The organism is Streptomyces sp. TLI_171 (assembly GCF_003610255.1).
Lineage (GTDB): Bacteria > Actinomycetota > Actinomycetes > Streptomycetales > Streptomycetaceae > Kitasatospora.
In genome coordinates this window covers 7,990,149-8,014,490 of the sequence record NZ_RAPS01000001.1, presented here as the reverse complement: position 1 = coordinate 8,014,490, position 24,342 = coordinate 7,990,149, and the positions used below count along the sequence as shown (strand labels likewise).

General features: G+C 75.6%; 20 protein-coding genes and 4 pseudogenes. 12 read left to right on the top strand and 12 right to left on the bottom strand.

What is annotated here, in order from left to right; translation table 11 throughout:
* The 10 genes and pseudogenes from BX266_RS40525 to BX266_RS35785 form a co-directional block, all read right to left on the bottom strand.
* On the bottom strand, positions 1-208 hold a 208-nt coding region (locus BX266_RS40525; RefSeq protein WP_259465019.1), incomplete at its 3' end, for a D-alanyl-D-alanine carboxypeptidase.
* Between the two features lie 196 nt (positions 209-404).
* Positions 405-704 (bottom strand): annotated as a pseudogene (locus BX266_RS41350) (D-alanyl-D-alanine carboxypeptidase); the annotation flags it as partial.
* Complete coding sequence (locus BX266_RS35815) at positions 701-1,642, bottom strand: M23 family metallopeptidase (protein ID WP_120314452.1); 942 nt, start codon at positions 1,640-1,642, stop codon at positions 701-703. The gene BX266_RS35815 and the pseudogene BX266_RS41350, both read right to left, overlap by 4 nt.
* Positions 1,643-1,765: 123 nt before the next feature.
* Positions 1,766-1,927 (bottom strand): annotated as a pseudogene (locus BX266_RS41345) (peptidoglycan-binding protein); the annotation flags it as partial.
* A 42-nt stretch (positions 1,928-1,969) separates the two neighbouring features.
* Positions 1,970-2,221, bottom strand: coding sequence for a hypothetical protein (locus tag BX266_RS41340; protein ID WP_399171187.1), 252 nt, complete (start codon positions 2,219-2,221; stop codon positions 1,970-1,972).
* A 23-nt stretch (positions 2,222-2,244) separates the two neighbouring features.
* A complete protein-coding gene (locus BX266_RS40520; RefSeq protein ID WP_259465204.1) occupies positions 2,245-2,865 on the bottom strand; it encodes a GH25 family lysozyme in 621 nt (206 codons plus the stop codon).
* An 894-nt stretch (positions 2,866-3,759) separates the two neighbouring features.
* The gene (locus BX266_RS41335; RefSeq protein ID WP_399171184.1) at positions 3,760-4,821 is read right to left on the bottom strand and encodes a hypothetical protein; all 1,062 of its coding nucleotides are present in this window, start codon (positions 4,819-4,821) and stop codon (positions 3,760-3,762) included.
* Complete coding sequence (locus BX266_RS41330; protein ID WP_399171324.1) at positions 4,706-5,020, bottom strand: glycoside hydrolase family 3 N-terminal domain-containing protein; 315 nt, start codon at positions 5,018-5,020, stop codon at positions 4,706-4,708. The genes BX266_RS41335 and BX266_RS41330 overlap by 116 nt, the downstream gene beginning before the upstream one ends.
* Positions 5,021-5,617: 597 nt before the next feature.
* A pseudogene (locus BX266_RS35790) lies at positions 5,618-6,876 on the bottom strand (diaminopimelate decarboxylase); the annotation flags it as partial.
* The gene (locus tag BX266_RS35785; RefSeq protein WP_099906875.1) at positions 6,873-7,844 is read right to left on the bottom strand and encodes a GNAT family N-acetyltransferase; all 972 of its coding nucleotides are present in this window, start codon (positions 7,842-7,844) and stop codon (positions 6,873-6,875) included. The pseudogene BX266_RS35790 and the gene BX266_RS35785, both read right to left, overlap by 4 nt.
* A 319-nt stretch (positions 7,845-8,163) precedes the next feature.
* Here BX266_RS35785 and BX266_RS35780 point away from each other — a divergent pair.
* Together BX266_RS35780 and BX266_RS35775 are read left to right on the top strand one after the other, a co-directional pair.
* Positions 8,164-9,099, top strand: a pseudogene (locus tag BX266_RS35780) (serine hydrolase domain-containing protein); the annotation flags it as partial.
* 40 nt (positions 9,100-9,139) lie between these two features.
* Positions 9,140-10,075: a MurR/RpiR family transcriptional regulator gene (locus BX266_RS35775; protein ID WP_099906868.1), complete on the top strand. Its 936-nt coding sequence runs from the start codon at positions 9,140-9,142 to the stop codon at positions 10,073-10,075.
* 55 nt (positions 10,076-10,130) lie between these two features.
* On the opposite strand, the gene BX266_RS35770 is transcribed toward BX266_RS35775, so the two are convergent.
* Positions 10,131-11,042, bottom strand: a complete 912-nt coding sequence (locus BX266_RS35770) for an N-acetylmuramic acid 6-phosphate etherase (RefSeq protein WP_099906867.1) — start codon at positions 11,040-11,042, stop codon at positions 10,131-10,133.
* 240 nt (positions 11,043-11,282) lie between these two features.
* Here BX266_RS35770 and BX266_RS35765 point away from each other — a divergent pair, with 240 nt between their 5' ends.
* From BX266_RS35765 to BX266_RS35745, 5 genes are read left to right on the top strand one after another with little or no spacing between them, the layout of a single operon-like run.
* The gene (locus tag BX266_RS35765; RefSeq protein WP_099906864.1) at positions 11,283-13,112 is read left to right on the top strand and encodes an ABC transporter substrate-binding protein; all 1,830 of its coding nucleotides are present in this window, start codon (positions 11,283-11,285) and stop codon (positions 13,110-13,112) included.
* A gap of 6 nt (positions 13,113-13,118) precedes the next feature.
* Positions 13,119-14,111, top strand: coding sequence for an ABC transporter permease (locus tag BX266_RS35760; RefSeq protein WP_099906863.1), 993 nt, complete (start codon positions 13,119-13,121; stop codon positions 14,109-14,111).
* 2 nt (positions 14,112-14,113) lie between these two features.
* Positions 14,114-15,007: an ABC transporter permease gene (locus tag BX266_RS35755; RefSeq protein WP_218969302.1), complete on the top strand. Its 894-nt coding sequence runs from the start codon at positions 14,114-14,116 to the stop codon at positions 15,005-15,007.
* A complete protein-coding gene (locus BX266_RS35750) occupies positions 15,004-16,089 on the top strand; it encodes an ABC transporter ATP-binding protein (RefSeq protein ID WP_099906859.1) in 1,086 nt (361 codons plus the stop codon). Before BX266_RS35755 ends, BX266_RS35750 begins: the two co-directional genes overlap by 4 nt.
* Positions 16,086-17,099: an ABC transporter ATP-binding protein gene (locus BX266_RS35745; RefSeq protein WP_099906857.1), complete on the top strand. Its 1,014-nt coding sequence runs from the start codon at positions 16,086-16,088 to the stop codon at positions 17,097-17,099. The genes BX266_RS35750 and BX266_RS35745 overlap by 4 nt, the downstream gene beginning before the upstream one ends.
* Positions 17,100-17,301: 202 nt before the next feature.
* On the opposite strand, the gene BX266_RS35740 is transcribed toward BX266_RS35745, so the two are convergent.
* The gene (locus BX266_RS35740) at positions 17,302-17,958 is read right to left on the bottom strand and encodes a helix-turn-helix domain-containing protein (protein ID WP_180290735.1); all 657 of its coding nucleotides are present in this window, start codon (positions 17,956-17,958) and stop codon (positions 17,302-17,304) included.
* A 154-nt stretch (positions 17,959-18,112) separates the two neighbouring features.
* Here BX266_RS35740 and BX266_RS35735 point away from each other — a divergent pair, with 154 nt between their 5' ends.
* The 5 genes from BX266_RS35735 (at position 18,113) to BX266_RS35715 (ending at position 24,338) form a co-directional block, all read left to right on the top strand.
* Positions 18,113-18,994 (top strand): MurR/RpiR family transcriptional regulator, encoded by an 882-nt coding sequence (locus BX266_RS35735; protein WP_099906854.1) that lies wholly within the window; start codon positions 18,113-18,115, stop codon positions 18,992-18,994.
* 87 nt (positions 18,995-19,081) lie between these two features.
* Positions 19,082-21,133, top strand: a complete 2,052-nt coding sequence (locus BX266_RS35730; RefSeq protein ID WP_099906852.1) for a prolyl oligopeptidase family serine peptidase — start codon at positions 19,082-19,084, stop codon at positions 21,131-21,133.
* Positions 21,130-22,137: an LD-carboxypeptidase gene (locus BX266_RS35725; RefSeq protein ID WP_099906849.1), complete on the top strand. Its 1,008-nt coding sequence runs from the start codon at positions 21,130-21,132 to the stop codon at positions 22,135-22,137. Before BX266_RS35730 ends, BX266_RS35725 begins: the two co-directional genes overlap by 4 nt.
* A complete protein-coding gene (locus BX266_RS35720; protein WP_099906847.1) occupies positions 22,125-22,958 on the top strand; it encodes a M55 family metallopeptidase in 834 nt (277 codons plus the stop codon). The genes BX266_RS35725 and BX266_RS35720 overlap by 13 nt, the downstream gene beginning before the upstream one ends.
* 30 nt (positions 22,959-22,988) lie before the next feature.
* Positions 22,989-24,338, top strand: coding sequence for a M20/M25/M40 family metallo-hydrolase (locus BX266_RS35715; RefSeq protein WP_099906845.1), 1,350 nt, complete (start codon positions 22,989-22,991; stop codon positions 24,336-24,338).
* Positions 24,339-24,342 lie beyond the last annotated feature (4 nt).

The following is a 24,342-nucleotide window of genomic DNA, read 5'->3' as shown; positions in this document are numbered from 1 at the left end:
GCAGGTCGCCGAGCGGCGCCGAGTCGTGGTGGGCGACCCGGCGGGCCCCGTCAGGGGTGGCGGCGGCGACCGGGCCGCGGCCCAGGACGCGGACGCCGTGCCGGGCCAGGGCCGCGGCGAAGACGCGGGCGGTGACCTCGGCCGGGTCGTTTACGGTGACCCACTCGTCGTCGGGTCCGTTGTCGGCGGGCAGGCTGCCGGAGAGCACGATCTCGCCGGTGCCGTGGCGGCGGGTGACGTCGACGCTGTAGCCGCTGCCGGCCCGCCGGTGGTGACGCTGCGGTGATCCACCGGTGTCGGCGGGACGACCCGCACGGCGGCGGGCTTGCCGGGCTCGCCCGGGGGGTGACCTGGAGGGTGCCCATGTCGTAGTCGGTGTCACTGGCGAGGGTCAGCGCGGAGATCTGCGGGCTGTAGTAGTAGGGCTCGTCGTCCCAGGCCCAGCCGCTGCCCAGCGGGACGTCGTCGTAGCGGGAGGCGTCGTAGTCCAGCGAGCCGGTCACCAGGCGCACGCCGCTCTCGGCGACCTGCCCGGCCAGGGCGTCGAGGTCCTGGGCCAGCAGGCTCGGGTCGCCGCCGCCGCGCAGGACGAGGTCGCCGCGCAGGACTCCGGCGTCGCTGCGACCGGCGGCCAGGACGTCGGTGCCGAAGCGGTATCCGGTGCCGAGCAGATCCAGCGCGGCGGCGGAGGTGACCAGCTTCATGGTGGAGGCGGGCAGCACCAGGTGCTGGAGTCGTGCGCGTACAGGACTTCGCCGGTATCGGCGTCCACCACCTTCACGGCGGCCGTCGCGCCGGCCAGCCGCGGGTCGGTCAGCAGCCGGTCGAGGTCGGCGGTGAGCGCGGACGCGGTGGCGGCGGACGCCGGCGGCGGCGCGCTGCCGGCGGGGGCGAGCACGGTCAGCAGCCCGGCGGTCAGGGCGGCGACGGCCGGCAGGGCGAGGCGCGGTGCGGGAGGAGGCGCATGCGGGGGCTCCTGTTCGTCATGACGGGGCGTCGGGCGGGAGCGGACCGCGGTGCGGCGGTCCGCGGCGCGTGCCCGCCCGGACCGGACGGGCACGCGCCGTCGCCGGTCAGTAGAAGCAGCCGGTCGTCGGCAGCGACTGCGGGGACGGCGGGTGGCGCCGTCCCACAGGGCGGCAGCAGTTGCTGCGGGCAGACCGAGACGCCGCCGCGGAAGATCCCGAAGTGCAGGTGCGGGCCGGTGGTGTTGCCGGTGTTGCCGGTGTAAGGCGACGAGTTGACCCGGCGTCACCCGGGTGCCGGTGGCGACCAGGCGGCTGTTGAGGTGGCAGTACTGGTAGGTGACGCCGTCGTCGCCGTCGATGGCCAGACCGTAGCCGCAGGCGTCGCTCGCGCCGCCGTTCTGGCGCGCGGTGCCGGAGGTGACGGCGAAGGCGTCGGTCCACTCGACGACCGGGATGTCGGCCGCCGGGTAGTCGTGGTGGGGCTGGAGCAGGCTGTCGCGGCCGCCGGAGACGGCCCCCTTGGGCACCACGAAGGCGTAGCCGCCGTGTACGCCGCTCCCGGCGGCCGCGCCGAGCAGGTACTGCCAGGTGGTGGGGCCGACGGTGCTGCCGCCGGTGAGCTGCCGGCCGGCCTTGAAGTCGTCGACGGCCGTGGTGGTGGCACCGGCGAACACGCCGTCGTGGGCACGTCGTAGCCGATCTTCTGGAGCTGGAACTGCACCGCCCGGACGGCGTTGTCCTGGTGTCCCCGGGCGAGACGGTGACGACCAGGGCGGCCCAGGTGTGGGGCCGACGACACCGTCGGCGGTCAGGCCGTTGGCGCTCTGGAAGGAGACGACGGCGCTCCTGGTCTGCGCGTCGAAGTAGCCGCGGCGACCAGGCTCTGGCCGCGCTGGCGCAGCAGGAACTGGAGGCTGGCGACGTCGTTGCCGCCCGGCGCCCTGGCGAGCACCGGCCAGGCGGGGCGGCGGCGTGGGCGGGCACGGCGACGCCCAGGAGGGTCAGCAGGGCGGCCAGCAGGGCGGCGGCGAGGCGTGCCGGGGTGGCGCGCAGCGGTGTGTGCGGGGGGCGGTGGTGGGCAACGTCGTTCCTGCCTCTCGATGGGGACGGAGGTGGGGGCGCGGGTGGGGGAGGTCAGGAGGCGACCAGTGCCAGCCAGGTCGGTTTGAGCACGCCGCCGTCGGCGGGCAGACCTGGGCGGTCTGGTAGGTCTGCGCGGCACTGCGGGTGCCGGGGCCGAACTGGCCGTCCACGGTGAGGGAGGCGCCGTGCGCGTTCAGTCCGACCTGGGCGGCCTTGACGGCGCTGCCGGAGGCGCCCTGGAGCAGCGTGCCGGTGAGGACTGCCAGGTGGCCGACCCGACGGCGCCGTCGGCGCCGAGTCCGGCGGCGCTCTGGTACGAGACGACCGCGCTGCGGGTGCCGGGGCCGAACTGGCCGTCCACGGTGAGGGAGGCGCCGTGCGCGTTCAGCAGGTGCTGCAGCACGGTGACCCGGGTGCCGCTGTCGCCCTGCTGGGTGAGCGGCCAGGCGGGGCGGCGGCGCGGGCGGGGTGGTGGTGCCGGTGCCGAGGGCGAGGGCCCGGAGCTCGCGGGGGTGCCGTTGAAGACGTCCTGGTCGCCGGGGAAGACGCCCGCGTCGGCGTACTGCCAGATGTGCTGCCCGGTCCAGCCGTTGGGAGCGGGGGCTGCGCTGCCGGTGTAGTTGGCCACGAACAGCGGGTAGGCGGCCGCGGCGGCGGAGTCTCCGGTGCAGGTGCGCCACCAGTCGGTGGTGGTGTACAGGCTGGGGTAGCGGCCGGTGCGGGCCTTGACCTCGTTGCCGAAGTCGAGGATCCAGGCGGTCATCGCGGAGGTGCTCAGCCCGAAGCAGGTCGCCCCGTAGGGGTTGTACTCGATGTCCAGCAGCGGCGGCAGGTCGTGCCGTCGGCGCTCCAGCTGCCGCCGTGGTCGACGAAGAAGTCGGCCTGGGCTCTCCCGCCGGAGCGGTCCGGCAGGGCGAAGTGGTAGGCGCCGCGCAGAGTCCGGCCGATGCGAGCCGTTGTACTGGGAGGAGAAGTCCGGGCTGGTGTAGCCGGTGCCCTCGGTGCCTGACGTAGGCGAAGGAGGCCCCGGCGGCCGCGTGGCGGCCCAGTCGACGTTCGGCTCGTACGCGGCCCACTCGAGGCCGAGCGGTTGGCGCCGGCGGCAGCGCGGCGGCGAGCGTCCGGCCCGGCTGGCGAGGTGCCGGGCGCTGCGGGAGTCGGCGGTGACGGGCGGGGCGTCCGTGCCGGCCGCGGGGGCGGCCGGCGAGGGTGGAGCCAGGTGGTCGGCATCGGGTGGGTGATCGGCCCGGGTGCACCCGCCGCGGCGGCCGGGGGCTCGGCCGCCGCGGGGGCGGGGGCGCCGAGGGCGGCGGCGCCCAGGGGGAGGAGGAGGGCGACGCCAGGACGGCCGACCGGTGGTTCAGGAACGACGGCGCGCTGGTGCGGCATGGCTGCTCCTGCAGACGGGTGGGGGGCGGACCGGGAAGGGGAGTGCACCGGCCCGGGGACAGTAGTGCGGAAATTGACGCCCCGCAAGGCCTGCGGCAGAAAATTTACCCTCCGTGCAACATGCCCCGTCCGCCTCAAGACCGCCGGAAAATACCAAGTTCTGTACGACCATCAGACGATTTCCACCCAGTTGGGGGCCGTCCGCGGCGGCGCACCTCGACACCCGACTGCCCGCCGCGGGCCGCACTGGTCCGCTCCGACTCCCACCAGTGCCGGTTGACGTGCAGAACCGCTACGGCGGGAAGTTTCCGCCGCGCGGTCAGCCCCCAGGTACGCGCCACCGCCCTCCGCCGCAGCCGCGGCGCACACCCGTCCGCGCCGTGGCGGACCACGTGGAGCCCGCCGCGGGGCGCCGACCGCGGCAGGCCGAACTCCACACCACCCGCGTCGGCCGCCGGACGAGCAGGCGGTGACCGCGCGTCCATCCACGCGTGCCGGTGGGCGTTGCGCACCACAGCACCAGTGTTCGGCCCTCGGCCGCGGCGCACAGGCGGTCCACGTGCCGTCCGGGTCGTCCCCGCGCCTCCTCCTGGCCCACCGCCGCACCTCGGTGCCCGGCAGGAGCGAGCCAGCGGTCGGCCAGGCCCCCAGACGGTGCGGTGCTCACCGCGACCGTCGGCGTCGGCCGGAACTCGGCGACGCACGGGGCGCCTCGGCCCTGCGGCGGGACGCGGCGGGCCGGCCACCGCGAGCGCGCGGCGCGCCGCGAGCAGGCCCAGGGCCCGGTCCGACCGGCGGCTCGGCGCGGTCCGCCGGCGTCCGCCCGTCCGCCGCCGCCGCGCCCGTCGGGCCCCGGCGCACCGGCGCACCCGGCGCACGCCGGCGCACCCGGCGGGACCAACACCACCGGCGTACCCGCGCGGTGCCCGGCCGGCCTCCCGCCGTCCACGGACGTGCCCGCTCCCGCGAGCTGCGGCGGCTCCCGGGTCGGCGGCCTCCCGCCGTCCCCCGCTCGGGCGCCCGCACGGAGCGCGCGGGCCCAGCGGGCGAAGTCGGCGACCCGGGCGGCGGCCTCGGCGAGGCGCTCCTCGGGCAGGTCTCCGGTGCGGACCGCCCGCGCGACGGCGGTGCGCAGCGCGTCGTACTCCTCGGTCCGCGGCCGCGGTCGCCGAGGCACACCAGGTCGGCCCCGGCCGCCAGCGCTCGCACCGCCGCACCGGCGTGGCCGTAGCGGTCCGGCGACCGCGCGCACTCGACGGCGTCGGTCACCACCAGCCCGTCGAAAGCCGAGCCGGTGGCGGAGCAGGCCGGTGAGGATGCGCGGGCTGACCGTCGCCGGGTGGTCCGGGTCGAGGGCGGGCAGCAGGATGTGGGCGGTCATCACGGCCCGTGCCCGGCCGCCGCTGCGGCCCGGAACGGCGGGAGGGCGACGCGTTCCAGTTCGCGAGGTCCGCGGTGACGGTCGGCAGGCCGAGGTGGGAGTCGACCACGGTGTCGCCGTGCCCGGGGAAGTGCTTGGCGCAGGCGGCGGCGCCGCCCTGCTGGAGGCCGCGCACCCACGCGGCGGTGTGCCGGGCCACCAGCGCGGGGTCGGCGCCGAAGGAGCGCACGCCGATCACACGGGTTGCGCGGGTCGGAGTTGACGTCGGCGTCCGGCGCGTAGTCCAGGTCGATGCCGAGGGCGGCCAGTTCGCGGCCGATCGAGCGGGGCCCACCGCGCGGGGTCAGGTCCTCGTCGTCGACGGTTCCCAGCGCTGAGGTTGCCGGGCCAGGAGGAGCCGGTCGCCACTCCAGCCGGGTGACGTTCGCCGCCCTCCTCGTCGACGGCGACCAGCACGTCCGGGTTCTCCGCGCGCAATGCGCCACCAGGGCCCGGGCCTGCGCGCGGCCGCCGGGCGGGGGCGCGAAGTTGCGGCGAACAGCAGGAACGGAGCCGAGTCCGCCCGGCCAGGCGGCGGCGGATCCAGTCGGGGGCGGTCAGACCCGTGAAGCCGGGCTGCAGCACGCCGTCGGCGACCGCAGCAGGGGCCGGGTCCTCCGGCGCGCTCACCGCCACGCCCGTCCGCGGTCACCCGGGGCACCGCCCGGACGCTCCGCCGAGGTTCGGGCCACCACGTCCTCGACCGGTCTCTGCCGGTGCACGCGGCTGAGCGGACCTTCGCCGCGTCGTCCACCTCGTAGGCGTGGACGGCGGGCTGCGGGAGGCTGTGTAGTGGAACGGGGGTGGAGAAAGTAGTACGCGCCGGTGTCGGGCAGCACCACCAGGTCGCCCGGTGCCAGCAGCGGCAGTTTCGCGGGCGCGGGCCACCAGGTCGCCGGCGAAGCAGCACGGTCCGGCGACGTCCTGCGGCAACCGTGCCGTCGGCGGCCGCCGGCGGGGGGCCGGCGGCAGGCCGTCGGGGTCGTAGGGCAGCACCCGCAGCGGCCAGGCGTCGGGGGAGGAAGACGGTGCGGGCGGCGACCTGCACGCCGGCGTGGGTCAGGGCGATCGCCCGGCCGCCGGAGCGCTTGGTGTACTCCACCCGCGTGGCCAGGAAGCCGTTCTTGGCCAGCAGGGCGCGGCCGAGTTCGGTGACCAGCCGATAGCGGCCGCCGAACAGGCCGGGGGCGCCGGACCGGAGCGCGGCGACCTGGTCGGCGAAGGTCGGGTCGTCGCGGTCGTCCGGCGAAGTTGACGGGCAGTCCGCCGCCGACGTCGATGCCGTCGACGCGGGCCGCGCCGGCCCGGCGGTCGATCTCCTCGGCCAGCGCGACCACGGCTGCGACCCCGGCCGCGGACAGTTCCAACGGGCAGCCCTGGGAGCCGACGTGCACGTGCAGCCAGCGCAGCCAGGGCCGGGCCAGGAAGGCGTCGACGATGCGCTCCCGGTTGCCGGGGTCGCCCAGCGCGATGCCGAACTTGGACTCGTGGCCCGCGGTGGACATCGCCGCGATGGCACCGATCCCCACCTGCGGGTTGATCCGCAGGCCGATCCGGGACGCGGTGCCCGAACCGGCCACCAGGGCGTCGACGCGCCGCAGTTCCTGGAAGTTGTCGATGTTGACGGCGGACTCCGGCGGCGAGCGCCGCGCGCAGTTCGGGGCGGGTCTTGGCGGGCGAGTCGAGCACCAGTTGACCGGGGCCGAATCCGGCGGCCAGGGCCTGTGCCAGTTCGCCGGGGCTGGCCACCTCGCAGCCCAGTCCGAGCCCGCGCAGCAGGCGCAGCACCGGTACCAGGCTGTTGGCCTTGGCCGCGAAGGTGTGCTCGACGTTCTCGCCGGCGGGCCAGGCGGCGTGCAGGGCGGCGGCGCTCTCCGCGATGCCCCGCAGGTCGAGGAAGGCCGCCAGGGGCGTGTCGTCCGGGTCGAGCAGCCCGGCACGGACGGCGGCGCGCACCGCGAGGTCGCGCCGCCGGGTCCGGTCGGCGGCTCGGGGTGCGGCGCCGGGGAGGGTCATGAGCGCTGCTCCTGCGGGAGGGCGGGCAGGACGGGCACGTGCGGTTCCTTCTGGTAGAGGCGGAACACCCGGTGCAGCCGGGCACCGACCGCTCGAGCGTAGAACCGGTACGGGGCGATCCAGGCGATCTCGGACTCGGCGAGGCCCGCCTCCTGCTGGTCGCGCAGGCAGCGGCGCAGCAGGACGGCTCCGACGCCGCGGCCGCGCTGGGACTCAGCGGTGCCCATCGGCCCGAACCAGGCGTCGCGGTTGACGCCGTGGCAGGCGAAGCCGACGAACTCCTCGGCGGCGCCGTCGCCCTGCACCGCGACGTGGCAGCGCGGCGGCTCGTGGGCGAGCGCGGCGGCCGCCTCCTCGGCCCAACTGCCGCCCCAGCCGCGCATCCAGGCGAGGAAACGGGGGGCGTCCTCGGGGCGGGCGCGGCGCACCCGCACACCGAGGGCGGCGAGCCTCCGTTCGTCGTCGGCGGTGGCCAGGTCGGTGTCGGTCAGGTCGGTGAGCATGTTGAACGCGTCGGCGGTGTGCTCGTACCCGGCGGCCTCCACCAGGCACACGGCGGGGGTGTAGCGGATGTCGAGTCCGGGCCAGGCGTAGTGGGGCGGGGTGCCGCGGACGACCAGGCGGGTGGCGCCGGCCGCCAGCAGGCGTTCCTCGATGCCGGCCAGCAGGGTGCGGCCGTGGCCCTGCCCGCGGTGCCCGGGGGCGACCGCGAGCAGGGTGGTGTGCCCGGCGCGCGGGCGCGGACCGTCGGGCTGCGGGGCGAGCCGACCGAGGGCGAGGCCGGTGACGACGCCGTCGGCCTCGGTGACGACCCGCAGGTCGGGCCGGTCCGCCGTGAGCTCCCACAGCAGCGTCAGCACCCTGGCCGCGTCGGGGTCGTGGACGAGCGAAGCGGTCACGATTCCGCGCAGTCCGGGGAGGTCGCCGTGGTGCGCGGTGCGCAGCACGGGTGGTGCGGCGTCCCTCATGCTGTCCGTCCAATCCGTTGCTTGATAACATGATTGAGCTTTCGAGCGGTGGAAAAATACCAACGATCGCCCGGGGCCACCAGACCTCCCCCACCCCGGCGCGTACGGCCCGGCACGTGGAGCAAGCCATGACGATGATCCGTCCTGCACCCGGCGACCCCGAGCAGCTGGCCCGCGGCGCCGCCGCGGCGGCCGCGCTCGTCGCGGCCGCCGTCGCCTCCGGCGGCCTGCCGGGGGCGGTCCTGGCCACCGGGTGGGGCGCGCAGGGTGAACCGCTGGTGCGCGCCTTCGGCCGCACGGCGGCGACCGGCCCGGCCGCCCGGTCACCGCCGACACGGTCTACGACCTCGCCTCGCTCACCAAGGTCACGGCCACGCTGCCCGCCGTCCTGCGGCTGGCCGACACCGGGGCGCTGGGCCTGGACGACCCGATCCGCCGCCACCTGCCGGGGTTCACCGGGGCGGGCAAGGACGCGGTGACGGTGCGTCACCTGCTGAGCCACTCCTCGGGTCTGCCCCCGCACCGGCCGTTGCACGAGCTGCCCGGGACGCCCGCCGACCGGTTGGCCGCCGCCCTGGCCGAGCCGCTCGTCACCGCGCCCGGCACCGCGGTCGCCTACTCCGACCTGGGGTTCGTCGCGCTGGGCGAGGTCGTCCGCGCGGTGGTCGGGGCGCCGCTGGACCGGGCCGTTCGGGAGCTGGTGCTGGACCCGCTCGGCCTGGCGGACACCCGCTACCGGCCGCCCGCCGACTGGCACGGCCGCACCGCCGCCACCGAGCCCCGGCCCGACGGGAGCGTCCCGGTCGGGACGGTGCACGACGAGAACGCGGCGGCGCTGGGCGGGGTGTGCGGCCACGCCGGCCTGTTCGGCACCGCCGGTGACCTGGCCCGCTACCTGCAGCGCGGCTGGCTGGCCGTCGACTCGCCGATCCTCTCCCCTGACGTCCGCGCCGAGGCGCTGCGCTGCCACACCGAAGGGCTGGGCGGCCGCCGTGGGCTGGGCTGGACGCTGCGCGGCGACCGCTGGGACCACATGGCGCGGCACTGGCCGTCCGACGGCGCCGGGCACACCGGCTTCACCGGCACCAGCGTGGCCCTCTCCCCGTCCGGCGGCCCGTGGGCGGTGCTGCTGACCAACGGCGTCCACCTCGGCCGGGACGCCTCGGTGGTCGTGGCGCTGCGGCGGGCGGTCTGCGACGCTCTGACGAATCCGGATCCCGGTCCGCGGACCCCGCCCGGCGCCCGACCTGCCTGAGCCCTGCACGCCCCGGTCCTCTCCACGCAAAGGAACCCCGATGACAGCAGCCGACGGAACCCGCCCCAGGCGCAGGTCCGCCGCCCGCCCCGCCGCCGCCCCCGCGCCCAGCGGCCCGCCGCAGACGGTGCTCGTCCAGATCCGGGCGCTGCTGCCCTCGCTGGCGCCCGCCGAGCGCCGGGTCGCCGAGGCCGCGCTCGCCGATCCGGCGAACGTGGCCGCGCAGACCATCAGCGAGCTGGCCGCCGAGTGCCGCACGTCGGAGACCACCGTGATGCGGTTCTGCCGCACGCTCGGCCTCAAGGGGTACCCGGACCTGCGGATCGGCCTGGCCTCGGCGGCCAGTGTCGAGGAGAGCAGCGCCGGTTGGAGCGCGGTCGGCGCGGACATCGGGCCGCGCGACTCGCTGGCCGACATCGTCGCCAAGCTCGGCTTCGCCGACGCCCGCGCGGTCGAGGACACCGTCGGCCAGCTCGACCTGCACGCCTTGAAGCGGGCGGTGGACGCGGTCTCCTCGGCCGACGGCATCGACGTGTACGGGGTGGGGGCGAGCGGCCTGGTCGCCCTGGACCTGCAGCAGAAGCTGCACCGGATCGGCCGCCGGGTCAACGCCTGGGTGGACCCGCACATCGCGCTGACCTCGGCGGCGCTGCTGCGCGGCGGCGACGTGGCGATCGGGGTGTCGCACACCGGCGACACCGCGGCCACCGTCGAGGTCCTCGCGGAGGCGCGGCGCAACGGAGCCACCACGGTGGCGATCACCAACTTCCCGCGCTCGGAGATCACCGAGCACGCCGACCACGTGCTGACCACGGCGGTGCGCGAGACCACCTTCCGCTCCGGTGCGATGGCCAGCCGGATCGCCGCGCTCACGGTCGTGGACTGCCTCTTCGTCGGGGTGGCCCAACGCCACCGGGCCCGCACGCTGAAGGCCCTGGAGCGCACCTACGCAGCGGTGCGCAACCACCGCCTGTAGCCGCGCGCCCGCGGCGGGCCGTGGCCCGGCCCGCCGCGGGCGCGCCCGGCAGGCGTCAGATCGGCTGCGCCTCCAGGGCGTCGGCCACCCGCCCGCGGGCGGCGGCCAGGCGGCGGCGCCCCTCGTCGGGCGCGCAGTCGGCCAGCAGGCAGACCAGGGCCGTCTTCAGTTCGCCGTCCGCCCCGGCGAGGGCGTGCGCGCAGGGCTCCTCGTCGAGTCCGGTGGCCTCCATCAGGATGGTCACCAGTCGGCCGCGCAGCTTGGCGTTGCTGGCGGAGACGTCCACCATCAGGTTGGAGTAGGTGCGCCCCAGCGCCACCATCACGGCGGTGGAGAGGCCGTTGAGGACGAGCTTGTGGGCGCTGGCGGCCTTGAGCCGGGTGGAGCCGGCGATCGCCTCGGGGCCGGTGTCGACGGCGACGTGCACGTCGGCCAGGTGCGCGAGCGGCGCGCCCGGGTTGGCGCTGACCAGGACGGTGAACGCCCCGGCGGCCCGGGCGGTGGCCAGCGCGCCCGCCACGTAGGGGGTGCGGCCGCTGGCGGCGACGCCCACCGCCACGTCACCTGGTCCCACCTCGGCGGCGTCGCAGGCGCCGAGCTCCTCGCTGTCCTCGCTGCCCTCGACGGCGGTGACCAGCGCGGCCGGGCCGCCCGCGTGGTGGGCGACGACGATGCCGGAGGGCAGCGAGAAGGTGGGGCCGAGCTCCGCCGCGTCGACCACGGCGGTGCGTCCGGAGGTGCCCGCGCCGAAGTAGTGCAACCGGCCGCCGCCGCGCAGCCGTTCGGCCGTGGCCTCCACCACGGCCGCGAGCCGGGGCAGCACCTCGGCCACGGCTGCGGGGACGAGGGCGTCCTCGGCGTTGAGCAGCCGCAGGACGTCGAGCGGGTCGGCCCGGTCGATGCCCAGGGTGCGGGGGTTGCGCCGCTCGGTGGGCGACACGACGCGGACGGAACGGCTCGGGGTCATCGGGTGTCCTCTCGGTTTCTGCCATCGTCGTGCCCGTTACGTTGTTTTGCAACATCGCCTCCCGCCGCTTTGGTTGCTTTGTACCTGTCGGGGCGTCAACAACCCCCAGCTCCAAGCGAGTCATCGAGTTACGAACGTCAAACCTTCCGCGTAACTCATTGACGAAAGCGGGTCACGGCTCCTACGGTCGGCGCACTGCAGCTGCGCCCTCACGCACCGGTTGATCGGAGTCCCGCTCCCATGAAGAACGCCAGACGCGCAGTCCTCCCCCTCGCGGCCGCCCTCCTGCTCGGCGGGACCGCGGCCTGCTCCCCCGGCGCGGGGTCCTCGGACTCCGCCGGGGGCGGAACGTTCACCACCATCGACGGCAACCACCCGATCTCGGCCGGCGCCCCGATGAACCCGTTCAACGCCGCCGGCAACACCTTCCTCGGCTACGACACCATGCAGTTGGGCTTCACCAAGAAGAACCCGCAGGACCCGAACGACTTCTTCCCGGGCCTGGCCAGGAGCTGGAAGACCACCGACACCTCGATCACGGTCGAGCTGGAGCCCGACGCCAAGTGGTCCGACGGCGCGCCCGTCACCGTCGAGGACGTCAGGGCGTCGCTGGCCATCGCGCTCACCCAGGGCTCGGCCACCATCGGGGCCGGCCTGCTCACCCAGGGCCTGGACGTCGCGGAGGTCAAGGAGACCGCGCCGCACACCTACGAGATCAGCCAGGTGCCCGGGGCGAGGAACATCCAGTTCCCGCGCCTGGTGCTCACCCAGAAGATCGTCCCCGCCTCGGTGTACGGCTCCCTGCTGCCCGCCGACGTCTGGGAGGTGATCCACGCCAGCCAGAGCGCCGACCCGGCGCAGGCCGATGCGGCGAAGGCAGCCGTCGACAAGCTCAACGAGATCGGCAAGAAGGTCTCCGCGTTCGCCCCCGCCAAGGACGTCTCGGCCGGGCCGTTCGTCATCACCCGGGTCAATCCGGGCTCCGCGGTGCTCGACCGCAACCCGCACTTCTTCGCCGCGGACAGGATCGGCCCCAAGCAGGTGGTCGTGCGCAACTACACCGGCAACGACCAGATCTGGAGCTACATGACCAACGGCGAGCTGGACGCCGCGCCGTTCACCGCCATCCCCGACAACGTGCTCCAGCGCATCCTGAAGGCGGGCAACCAGCGCGTCGACGCCATCAACTACGTGGACGCGGCGCTGGCCTTCAACCAGAGCGTCGCCCCGTTCGACAAGGTGGAGGTCCGCCAGGCCCTCGCGCACGTCATCGACCGCGAAGCCGTCACCAAGGTCGGCCAGCCGGCCGGCGGCACGGCGTCGAAGGCCACCACCGGCCTGATCGACAAGGTCGCCGAGAAGTGGCTCACCTCCGAGCAGCAGGCCGCGCTCGACCCGTACCGGCACGACGAGGCCAAGGCCGCCGAACTCCTCCAGCGGGCCGGGCTCACCAAGAAGGACGGCGCCTGGCATCTGCCCGACGGCACGCCGTGGACCATCACGCTGCAGACCGTCAACGGCTTCAGCGACTGGATCGCCGGCGGCACCGTCGTCGCCAACCAGCTGACCGCCTTCGGCATTCCGACCAAGACCGCGCTGACCGCCGACTTCAGCACCTACAAGAAGGAGATGGCGGACGGCAAGTATCCGGTCGGCTTCTGGCTGACGGCCCTGGGCCCCGGCACCGACGCGGCCTTCCAGCGCCTCTACGGCGCGGACGACGGCTTCACCGCGATCGGCGCGACCGTCACCCACAAGTCCGGCCAGGGCTCGGGCAACTGGCTCAACACCCCGACCTCCTTCGCCCTCGACGGCGCCACCGTCAACCCCGGTGAGCTGACCGCCCGGCTGACCGTCCTCAAGCCCGCGGAGCAGAAGGAGGTCGTCCAGCAGCTGGCCCGGCTCTCCAACCAGCAGGTGCCGGTCATCCAGATCTGGGACTACACCAACGTCCAGTTCGTGAACGACAAGCGGTTCACCAACTTCCCGAAGTCCGGTCAGGACGGCCTGCTGAGCAACTCGCCCGGCGTGTGGATGATGCAGGGCTACGTCCAGCCCAGGAAGAAGTAGCGCCGGATGAAGGGCTTCCTCCTCCGGCTCGCGGCCAAGCTGGCCGCCGGCCTGGCGATGGTGTTCACCGTCGCCACCTTCACCTTCTTCCTCGTCCACGCACTCCCGGGCAACCCCGGCGACGCCGCCTACGAGTCGTACGTGCTGGGCGGCATGCCGCCCGAACTGGCCAGGGCCAAGGTCGCCGTGGTGTACGGGTTCACCTCGCACGAGCCCTTGCCGGACCAGTACCTGGGCTACCTGGGCCAGTTGCTCCACGGCAACCTGGGGGTGTCCATCTCCTACAGCGGCGTCCCGGTCGCGGACGTGATCCGCGCGGCCGTGCCCTGGACGGTGCTGCCGGTGCTGTCCGGACTGGTGCTCAGCTTCCTGGTCGGCTGCACCGCCGGTGTGGTCGCCGCCGTGCGGCGCAACTCCCGCAGCGGGGGCCTGCTGTCGCTGTCCGGCTCGCTGATGGCGGGCGTGCCGTCCTTCGTGCTGGCCCTGCTGCTGGCGTTCCTGTTCCACACCCTGTGGAACGTGCTGCCCTACGGCGACACCAGCGACGTGACCATCGCCCCCGGCTTCACCCCCGAGTACCTGGGCTCGGTCGCCACCCACGCCGTGCTGCCGGTGGCCACCTACGCGCTGCTCGCCTACGGCGGCTGGCTGCTGACCATGAAGTCCAGCGTGGCCTCCGTCCTCGGCGACGACTTCATCCTCGCCGCCGAGCTGCGCGGCATCGCCCCGGCCACCCGGATGCGCTACGTCGGCCGTAACGCCGTGCTGCCGCTGTTCACCACGCTCGCCCTCTCGGTCGGCCACATGTTCGCCGGGTCGGTGCTCATCGAGGACGTCTTCGACTACCCGGGCCTCGGCAACCTGCTGCTGAAGAGCATCGGCAACCGGGACTACCCGCTGATGGGCGGCGCCTTCCTGCTGATCACGGTGACCATCGTGGTCGCGAACATCCTCGCCGAGATGCTGTACTCGGTGATCGACCCCCGGGTGAGGCGATGACCGTGACCTTCCCTCCGGCCCCCGCCGCCCCGCGCCCCTCCTCCCGCCGCACCCGGACCCTGCGGGTGCTGACCCGGCGCCCCGGCCGGGTCGTCGGACTGGGCATCATCACGCTGTTCGCCCTGATGGCCGCCTTCGGGCCACTGCTGTACCCCGGGACGATCGCCGTCGACCCGGAAGCCGTCTACGCCCCGCCCAGCGCCGAGCACTGGCTCGGCACCGACTTCGCCGGCTCCGACGTGCTCCAGGAGGTGGTGGTCGGCGCCCGCTACGTGCTGCTCACCGCGGCGGTCGCGGCCCTGGTCGCCGCCGCCGTCGGCACCCTGGTGGGCCTGGTCGCGGGCTTCCGGCGCGGGCTCGCGGACTCCGGCCTGATGCGGGTGACCGACTTCGTCCTCACCCTGCCCGGTCTGCCGCTGCTGATCGTGCTGTCCACGCTGTGGAGCTTCACCAGCGCGTTCCAGATGGGCCTGGTGCTGGGCGCCACCGGCTGGGGCGGCATCGCCCGCGCGGTGCGCGCACAGACCCTGTCGCTGCGCGAGCGCGGGTTCCTGGAGGCCGCCCGCGGCCTGGGCCTGTCACAACGGCACATCCTGCTGCGCGAGTTGCTGCCGAACATCGCACCCTACGTGGCGATGAACCTGCTGCTGTCGGTGATCGGCTTCATCGGGGCCGAGGTCGCGCTGTTCTTCCTCGGCGTCGTGCCGTTCTCCAGCGAGAACTGGGGAGTGATGCTCAACCAGGCGGTCTTCTCCGGCGGCGTGATGAGCAGCCCGGAGGCACTGACGTACCTGCTGGCGCCGCTGACCTGCATCCTGCTCATCACCCTCGGCATCGTCCTGTTCATGGACGCCGTCGACGAACTGTTCAACCCGAGACTGCGGGAGCGGTCATGACCAATCCGACGCCCTCCCACGACGCGTCCACGACGGCCGGGGCCCGACCGGCCGAGGTCACGATCCGTGACCTGACCGTCGTCTACCGCACCGACCACGGCGACCTGCCCGCCGTCTCGCGCGCCTCGCTCGACCTGCGGGCCGGCGAGATCACCGGCCTGGTCGGCGAGTCCGGCTCCGGCAAGTCCACTCTGGCGCTGTCCCTGCTCAACGCCGTCCCCGCCCCGGGCCGGATCACCGCCGGGAGCGTCGAGGTGGCGGGCGTCGGCGACGTCACCCGGCTGACCGGGCGACGGCTGCGCAGCACCCGGGGCGGCGCGCTCGGCTACGTGTTCCAGGCGTCGCAGAACTCGCTCAACCCGCTGAAGACGGTCGGGAAGCAACTGCTGGACCTCGGCCGCTCCCATGAGGTCGAGGACCTTCGCGGCCTGGTTCGCCGGGCCAAGGACCTGTGCGAGCGGATGGGCCTGGACGCCGACCGGGTGCTGGACTCCTACCAGCACGAGCTGTCCGGCGGCATGCGGCAGCGCGTGGGCATCGTCCTCGCGCTGGTCCTCAACGCCAAGGTGCTGGTCCTGGACGAGCCGACCACCGCGCTCGACATGATCTCCCAGGCCGCGGTGCTCGACATCGTGCGCAGCGTGCACCGCGAGAACGCGCTCGCCACCCTCGTGGTCACCCACGACATGGGGGTGGTCTCCGAGGTCGCCGACCGGCTCGCGGTGATGTACGGCGGGCGGATCGTGGAGCACGGCCCCGCCGGGGAACTGCTCCGGCGGCCCTCGCACCCGTACACGCGGGCCCTGATCGGCGCCACCGCCCGCATCGTCGGCGACACCGGCCTGGCCCGGGCGCTGCCCGGGCAGCCGCCGGACCTCACCACCCTCGCCCGGCGGGGCTGCGTCTTCCGGGACCGCTGCCCGCTGGCGATGCCGGTGTGCGAGGAGAGCGACCCCGTACTGGCCGAGTGGGCCCCCGGCCGGTTCCGGGCCTGCCACGCGGAGCCGGTGGACCGGGCCCCCGCGGCCGCCGCCGTGCCCGCGCCCCGGGCCCACGACGACCCGACAGGAGGACGGCCGTGATCGAGGCCAGGAACATCACCCGCACCTACACCACCCGCGGCGCCTTCACCGGCACCCGCACGGTGCACGCCCTGCGCGGCGTCGACTTCACCCTGCCCAGGGGCGGCGCCGTCTCCTTCATCGGCGAGTCCGGCTGCGGCAAGACCACCCTGGGCAAGATCCTCACCGGGCTGGAGACCTTCGACGACGGCGAACTGCTCGTCGACGGAACGGACCTGTCGAAGCTGACGGCGCGTCGGCGCGCCCCCTACTTCCGGCGGATCCAGATGATCCACCAGGACCCGTACTCGGCACTCAACCCGACCCGGGACGTCGGCCAGATCCTCGGCGACCCGCTGCGGATGCGCGCCCGGGAGACCGGCGCCACCCGCGCCCAGCAGCGCGAGCGCGCCGCCGAACTGCTGGAACTGGTCGGCCTGCGGGCCGGCGTGCTGGCCAAGTACCCGCACCAGCTCTCCGGCGGACAGCGCCAACGGGTCGTCATCGCCCGGGCGCTGACCGTCGACCCGGAGGCGCTGGTGGCGGACGAGTCGGTGTCGATGATCGACGTGTCGATGCGGCTGGGCGTCCTGTCCCTGCTGCGGGACCTGCGCGAGCGCCTCGGCCTCTCCCTGCTGTTCATCACCCACGACGTGGCCACCGCCCGCTACCTCGGCGAGGGCGGCGAACTGCACGTCATCTACCGCGGCCAGGTCATCGAACGCGGTCCCACCGACTCCGTCGTCCAGCGGCCCGTGCACCCCTACACGCAGTGCCTGCTGTCGGCGATCCCGGTGCTGCGCGGCCTGGAGGAGCCCGGTCCCGACCGGCTGGTGCCGCTCGCCGCCCTGGACGAACGGGCCGCCATCCCGGGGTGCCTGTTCGCGCCGCGCTGCCCGTTCGCGACCGCCGGGTGCACCGACCAACGGCCGGTGCTCACCGCGCTCCCGGCCGAGGACGCGCACCGGCACGCCTGCCTGCACCCGCGGGCGCGCCGGGTGGTGGCCACCGAGGCCGCGGCGGCGCACTGACGCGCCGCCGCACTGGACCGGATGTCGCGGGCCCGCGCCCGGGGCTCGACGATTCGTCGATCGCCCGGGCAGCGGCGCGGCTCGTACCGTGGCGGACGTGGAGCTTCCCGTGCAGTGCGGCAGACCGGCGCGGGCGGGCCGGGGACGTCGACCGGCCGTCGGGCCGGGCCGCGTCCCGCGGCCGCCGCGGGTCAGCCGCGTCTCAACGCCGCCGCGGGTCGGCCGCGGCGGCGGTCCCCGGCCCCGCCACCACGAGCAGGTAGCGGCCCTTCGGGTCCAGCGCGGTCAGGCGGTGCGCGACGCCTGCGTCGTAGTGCAGCGCCTCGCCGGCCTCCAGCTCGAAGCGTTCGCCGCCGACCTCGGCGGCGATCCGGCCGGCGAGCACCACGCACAGCTCCTGACCCGGATGGGACGTGGTGAAGGCGTGGTGGGCCGGGGTGCCCTCGGCGAGCACCGCCTCGAACCGGCGCGCCCCGACCGGGGTCAGCGGGAAGGTCCGCCCCTCCCCGGGCGACCACTCCCGGGGCTCACGGCGCGGACGGTGCACCACCGCGGAGGACGGGAACGGCGGCCCGGGCGGCCGGGCGGCCGCGGGGCCACCGCCCAGCAGCACCGACAGCGGCGTCTGCACCGCCTCGGCGATCCTTTCCAGGGTCCGCAGCGTGGGGTTCGCATCCCCGGCCTCCAGGCGGCTGAGGAAGCTGCGCGACAGACCGCTGCGCTGCGCCACCCCGTCCAGGGTGAGCTGCAGGCGGGCCCGGGCCGCGTGCAGCCGCTCGCCGAGGCGCGCCGCCGCGCCGTCCTCGCGCGGGTCGGCGACCCCCGTCCCGTCGTCCGCCGCGTACCGTCCCGGTCCCACCGTCTCCCCTGTCCCGTCCCGTCCCGTCCGATCGGACTCCCGCCGTCCGCCGCGGCCGGGTGCCCAGCACGCTACCGGTCCCGCTCCGCCTCGCCACCAGGGAGTACGCCGTGAACCCCACCCTCCGCCCGACCCCGCCCACCAGGAGCAGCCGATGACGGCCACCGGCTACGCCTCCGCCTGGTCCGAGCCGGCCGCGACGCTGGCCGACGCCGCGAACGAACTCGGCGGAACCGAGGAACGGTTGGCCCGGGTCATGCTCGCCGACTGGCCCGACTCGGCGCTGCGCCCGCCGACCGAGCTGCTGGCCGAGGCCGGCGCCGGGGGCGGCGACCTGCACCGGCTGGTGTGCGCGGCCGGGTTCCGCGACCTGGGCGAGCTGCAGGCCAGGGTCGCCGAACGGCTGGACGGGGAACTGACCGCCCCGCAGGAGCGGTTCCGAGCCCGGCTGCGTCCGGCCCAACTCCCCGGCCTGACCCGGCGGATGGCCGAACGGGAGGCCGCGAACGTCGCCGCCACCCTGGACGGGGCCGCCGACGACGGCACGCTGGACGCCGCCGCACGCTCCCTGCTGACGGCCCGCCAGCGCTTCGTCCTGGGCACGGGCCGCAGCCGCGGACTGGCCCACCTGCTGGCGGCCGACCTGGGGAGCGTCCTCGGCCGGGTCGTCCTGCTGGACGGCGGCACCGACCGCGCGGTGGAGGCACTGACCGACGCGGGCCCCCAGGACGTGGCGGTCGTCTACTCGGTGCGCCGCTACGACCGCTGGACCCTGCGGGCCGCTCGGGCGCTGCGCCACCGCGGCGTGCCGCTGACGGCCGTGGTGGACGGACACGGCTCGCCGGTCGCCCCGCTCGCCGACCGGACGTTGACCGCGGCCACGGGCGGCCCCTCCTTCGCCGACTCGCCGACCGCGTTGGTGGCCCTCGGGCACGCCCTGGTGACGGCGGCGGCCGCCCGTTCCAAGGGCGCGCTGCGCCGGCTGGAGCGCCGGGAGGAGGCCGACCGCCTGCTGGACCGCTTCCCCGACGGCTGACCCGTCCCGTTCCCCGCCCGCGGCGCCGGGCACCCCGCGCACGAGCACGCCACGAACGAGCAGCTCCCCGACGAGCATTGGTGACCCATGACTTCAGCAGTTCCCGGCCGCCCCGCCCCGGGCGCCTGGCCCTCCCCGATCGACGCCGAGGACGTGGCCCGCGAGGACGGCGTCCCCGGCTGGGCGGAACTCGTCCCCGAGCCCTCCGGCCTCGCCGTCTGGTGGGACGAGCCCCGCCCGCTGGAGGGCGGCCGCCGCTGCGTGGTGCGTCGCTCCCCCGACGGCACGGTGCAGGACCTGCTGCCGGACGGGTTCAACGCCCGCAGTCGGCTGCACGAGTACGGCGGCCGTGCCTGGCGGCCGGTGGCCCTGCCGGCGGACGAGCCGGCGGGCGATCCGGCCGGCCCCGCGTCCGCGCTGGTCTTCGTCGACTGGCACGACCAGCGCCTGCTGCTGGCCGTCCCCGGCACGCCGCCGCGCCCGCTGACAGCCGCCGTCCCGGACGCGGCGGGCGGTCCCGCGGTGCGCTACGGCGACCTGTACGCGCCGCCCGGCCGCGCCGAGGTCTGGTGCGTGCGCGAGAGCATCGGAGCGGGCCCGCGCGAGGTGCGGCGCGCCCTGGTGGCGGTGCCGCTGGACGGCTCGGCCGTCGACGACCCGGCCCGGGTGCGCGTGCTGGCCGACGGCTACGACTTCCTGGCCTGCCCGCGAATGTCCCCGGACGGGCGGCACCTGTCGTGGATCGGCTGGAACCACCCCGCGATGCCGTGGGACGGCACGGAGCTGTGCGTCGCCGCCCTGACCGGTCCGGGTGCTCCCCGGGTGGTGGCAGGCGGCCCGGACTGCTCGGTGGTCCAGGCGGAGTGGCGGGACGCGGACACCCTGTGGGCGGTGGCCGATCCGGACGGCTGGTGGAACCTGCGGCTGGTGCCGCTGGACGGCGGGCCGGCCCGGACGGTGGCGCCCCGTGCGGAGGAGTTCGGCGGCGCGCTGTGGCGACCGGGCGCCGCCTGGTTCGCACCGCTGCCGGACGGCCGTGCGGTGGCCGTGCACGGCACCGGCAGCGACCGCCGCCTGGGCGTGGTGGACCCGTCCGACGACAGCGTCCGCGACCTGCCGCTGCCCTACGGCGACTTCGCGGCGACCGTGCACGCGGCCGACGGGCTCGCGGTGTGCGTGGCCGGTTCGCCGTGGGCCCAGCACCGCGTGGTGCTGGCCGACCTGTCCGAGGGCGGCTCCCACCAGGCGCTGACCGGCGAGGCCGTCGTACCGCGCGCCGCCGACTGGCTGCCGCGGCCCCGCACCGAGGTGTTCCGCGCCGCCGACGGGCAGCCGGTGCACGCCGCGCTGTACCCGCCGCGCAGCCCCGACCACGCGCTCGCCCCGGGCGAGCTTCCGCCGTGGGTGGTGTTCGTGCACGGCGGCCCGACCGGCGGATCGCCGATCGCGCTGGACCTGGAGGTCGCCTTCTTCACCAGCCGCGGCATCGGCGTGGCCGACGTCGACTACGGGGGCTCCACCGGCTACGGCCGCGCCTACCGCGAGCGGTTGCGCGGCACCTGGGGCGTGGTGGACGTGGCGGACTGCGCGGCGGTGGCGCGCGGCCTGGTCGCCCGCGGCCTGGCCGACGAGCGGCGGCTCGCGGTGCGCGGCGGCAGCGCGGGCGGCTGGACGGCGCTGGCCTCGCTCACCTCGGCGGGCCTGTACGCGGGCGCCGTCTCGCACTACGGCATCACCGACCCGCTGGCCTGGGCCGCGGACACCCACGACTTCGAGTCCCGCTACCTGGACGGACTGATCGGCCCGCTCCCCGAGGCCGCCGCCCGGTACGAGGAGCGCTCACCGGTGCGCAACGCTCACCGGGCGAGCGGGCCCGCCCTGCTGATGCACGGGCTGGAGGACGTCGTCGTGGGGCCGGAGCAGTCCCGGGCCTTCGCAGAGGCGCTGCAGGCCGCCGGACTGCCCTGCACCCTGCTGGAGTTCCCGGGCGAGCAGCACGGCTGGCGGCGCAGCAGCACGATCGTCGCCGCCCTGCGCGCCGAACTCGCCTTCTACCAGCAGATCTTCGGCCTCGCCGAGCGGCCGGACGGGCAGCTCGGGCAGGCCGCCGGCGCTCGCACCCCGGAGGCCCACCGGTGAGCGCCCCCCGCACCCCTCCCCCGCCGCTGCGCCCGCCCGCGCTCCGCCCGGGCGACACGGTGGCGGTCGTCGCGCCCGCCGGGCCGGTGGAGCCGCAGCGGCTGGCGCATGGCGTCCGGGTGCTGGAGTCCTGGGGGCTGCAGGTGTCGGTGACGCCGCACGCGACCGCCTCCCACCTGGGGCACCTCGCGGGACGGGACGCGGACCGGGCCGCCGACCTGCAGGCGGCCTGGACCGATCCGCGGATCGCCGCGGTGCTGTGCGCCCGCGGCGGTTACGGCTGCCAGCGGACCGCGGACCTGCTGGACTGGCGGGCGATGGCGGCGGCCGCGCCGAAGCCGCTGGTCGGCTTCAGCGACGTCACCGAACTGCACCGGCTGTTCGCCGCCCGGCTGGGCGTGGCCACCCTGCACGGGCCGATGGTCGCCACCGGCGCGTTCACCGAGCCGCGCTCCGCCGCCCACCTCCGCCGGGTGCTGTTCACCCCGGAGACGGTGCGCGAACTTCCGCTGCAGGCGGCCGCGTTGACGCCCGGGCGGGCGGAGGGCGTGCTGGCCGGCGGGAACGCGAGCCTGCTGGCGTCCTCGCTGGGCGGGCCCGGTCCGGTGGTCCCGGACGGCTGCCTGCTGCTACTGGAGGAGATCGGCGAGGAACCGTACCGGCTCGACCGGATCCTCACGCAACTGCGCCGGGCCGGGGTGTTCGGTGCCGTCGCCGGGATCGTCCTGGGCGACTTCACCGACTGCGGCCCGCCCCAGGCGGTGGCCGAGGTGCTGCACGACCGCCTGGCCGGGCTGGGCGTGCCGGTGGCGGCGGGGCTGCCGGCCGGGCACGGCCCCGTCCAGCTGACCGTGCCGCTGGGCGTGCGCGCCGCGCTGACCGCCGCCCCCGGGGCCGGCGCGAGCACCCTGCTGCTCGCGGAACCCCCGCTGTCGCCCCGGGCCGCAGCGGAGCAGGACACGACCGACCACGACCGGAAGGACACCCGCCCGTGCGCGTCATGATCTCCGCCGACATGGAAGGCGCCACCGGCGTCACCTGGCCCGACGACGTGGAGCCGGGCACCGCGGCCTGGGAGCGGATGCGGCGCCTGCTGACCGGTGACGTCAACGCCTGCGTGGCGGGGCTGTTCGCGGGCGGCGCCACCGAGGTGCTGGTCAACGAGGCCCACTACACGCAGCGCAACGTCCTGATCGAGGACCTGGACGAGCGCGCCGCGCTCCTGACGGGCCGGCACAAGCCGCTCGGCATGATGCACGGGGTGCAGGACACGGACGGCGTGGTGATGCTCGGCTACCACACCGGGGCGGGCGAGGAGGGGGTGCTCGCGCACACCTACCTGGGCACGGGCCTGGTCGACTTCCGGATCGACGGCGAGGCCGCCGACGAGGGCCGGATGAACGCCCTGGTCGCGGCCGAGCACGGCGTGCCGGTGCTGCTGGTCACCGGGGACGACCTGACCTGCGCGGCCGCCGGGCGCTGGGCCCCGCAGGCGCGGACCGCCGCCGTCAAGCGGGCGGTCAGCCGGTACGCGGCGGTCTGCCTGCCGCCGGCCCGCAGCGCCGCTCTGATCGAGGAGCAGGCCCGGGCCGCGGCGCGGGCCGCGCTCGCGGCGCGGCGCCCGATCGGTGTGCCGCGCGAGCACCGCTTCGAGGTGACCTTCCACGCCACCCACCAGGCGGCGGCGGTGGAGGCGGTGCCGACGGTGGAGCGGACCGGACCGCGCACCGTCGCCTACGCGGCGCCGACCGCCACCGACGGCGCCCGCACCTTCAAGGTGTGCACGACCGTGGCGGCGTCCGCCGCGGAAGCGCACTACGGCTGACGCCCCCAACCCCGCAACGGAGAGGACCCCATGACCACCGTTCCCGAGCCCGCCCTCGCCGCCGCGGGCGATGACGCCGTCCGGCTCTGCCACGACCTGCTGCGCATCGACACCACCAACCCCGGCGACGGCACCGGGCCGGGCGAGCGGGTGGCCGCCGAGTACGTGGGCGCCGCGCTGGACGCGGCGGGCATCGCCTCGGTGCTGGTGGAGGCGGCGCCGCACCGCTCCACGGTGCTGGCGCGGATCGGCGGCCACGACGCGTCGCTGCCGCCGCTGCTGGTCCACGGCCACCTGGACACCGTTCCTTTCGACGCCGCCGACTGGGCGCGCCATCCGCTGTCGGGGGACCTCGCCGACGGCTGCCTGTGGGGGCGCGGCGCGGTCGACATGAAGGGCACCGTGGCGATGGTGCTGGCGCTGGCGCGGCACTGGGCGCGCACCGGCGTGCGGCCGCGGCGGGACGTCGTGCTCGCGTTTCTCGCGGACGAGGAGTCGACCGGCGACTTCGGCTCCCGGTTCGTGGTGGCCCGGCACCGGGAGTGGTTCGAGGGCTGCCGGGAGGCGATCAGCGAGTCGGGCGGCTTCTCGATCACCGCCCGCCCGGAGCGCGGGCCGCAGGCCGGGCGGGAGCTGCGGGTGTACCCGGTGGCGGTCGGCGAGCGCGGGACCGCCTGGATGCGGCTGACCGCCCGGGGGACGGCCGGGCACGGCTCCAAGCAGAACCCGGACAACGCGGTGGCGACCCTGGTGCACGCCCTGTCCCGGCTCGCCTCGCACCGCTGGCCGACCGCGCCGACGCCGCCCGTGGAGGCCCTGCTCTCCGCCCTGGAGCGGGAGTTGGGCCTGCACATCGACCGCTCCCGGCTGGCGGAGGAGGCGGTCCGGTTCGGGCAGCTCGGCGAGTTGTTCGACTGCACGGTGCGCGACTCGGCCAACCCGACGGTGCTGGCCGCGGGCGGCAAGGTCAACGTGATCCCCGGCCGGGCGCACGCGGAGGTGGACGGCCGGTTCCTGCCCGGCCACCGGGAGGAGTTCCTGGCCACCGTGGACCGCCTGCTCGGTCCGGGCGTCACGAGGGAGTTCATCAACTGCGAGGACGCCGTGGCCGCCGACCACCAGGGGCCGGCGTTCGCGGCGATGGCCGACGCGCTGCGCGCCGAGGACCCGCTGGCCCGGCCGGTGCCGTTCGTGATGTCCGGCGGCACCGACGCCAAGTCCTTCGCCCGGCTGGGCATCCGCTCGTACGGCTTCGCCCCGCTGCTGCTGGACCCGTCGCTGCACTACTACGGCATGTTCCACGGCGTGGACGAGCGGGTGCCCGCCGCCGGCCTGCAGTTCGGCGTCCGGGTGCTCGACCGCTTCCTGCGGACGTACTGAGGGT

Excerpts from the sequence above, each read along its gene's own strand:
- BX266_RS41335 (WP_399171184.1), bottom strand. The coding sequence starts at position 4,821 with ATGACCGCCCACATCCTGCTGCCCGCCCTCGACCCGGACCACCCGGCG.
- BX266_RS35785 (WP_099906875.1), bottom strand. The coding sequence starts at position 7,844 with ATGAGGGACGCCGCACCACCCGTGCTGCGCACCGCGCACCACGGCGAC.
- BX266_RS35775 (WP_099906868.1), top strand. The coding sequence starts at position 9,140 with ATGACAGCAGCCGACGGAACCCGCCCCAGGCGCAGGTCCGCCGCCCGC.
- BX266_RS35770 (WP_099906867.1), bottom strand. The coding sequence starts at position 11,042 with ATGACCCCGAGCCGTTCCGTCCGCGTCGTGTCGCCCACCGAGCGGCGC.
- BX266_RS35765 (WP_099906864.1), top strand. The coding sequence starts at position 11,283 with ATGAAGAACGCCAGACGCGCAGTCCTCCCCCTCGCGGCCGCCCTCCTG.
- BX266_RS35760 (WP_099906863.1), top strand. The coding sequence starts at position 13,119 with ATGAAGGGCTTCCTCCTCCGGCTCGCGGCCAAGCTGGCCGCCGGCCTG.
- BX266_RS35750 (WP_099906859.1), top strand. The coding sequence starts at position 15,004 with ATGACCAATCCGACGCCCTCCCACGACGCGTCCACGACGGCCGGGGCC.
- BX266_RS35735 (WP_099906854.1), top strand. The coding sequence starts at position 18,113 with ATGACGGCCACCGGCTACGCCTCCGCCTGGTCCGAGCCGGCCGCGACG.
- BX266_RS35730 (WP_099906852.1), top strand. The coding sequence starts at position 19,082 with ATGACTTCAGCAGTTCCCGGCCGCCCCGCCCCGGGCGCCTGGCCCTCC.
- BX266_RS35715 (WP_099906845.1), top strand. The coding sequence starts at position 22,989 with ATGACCACCGTTCCCGAGCCCGCCCTCGCCGCCGCGGGCGATGACGCC.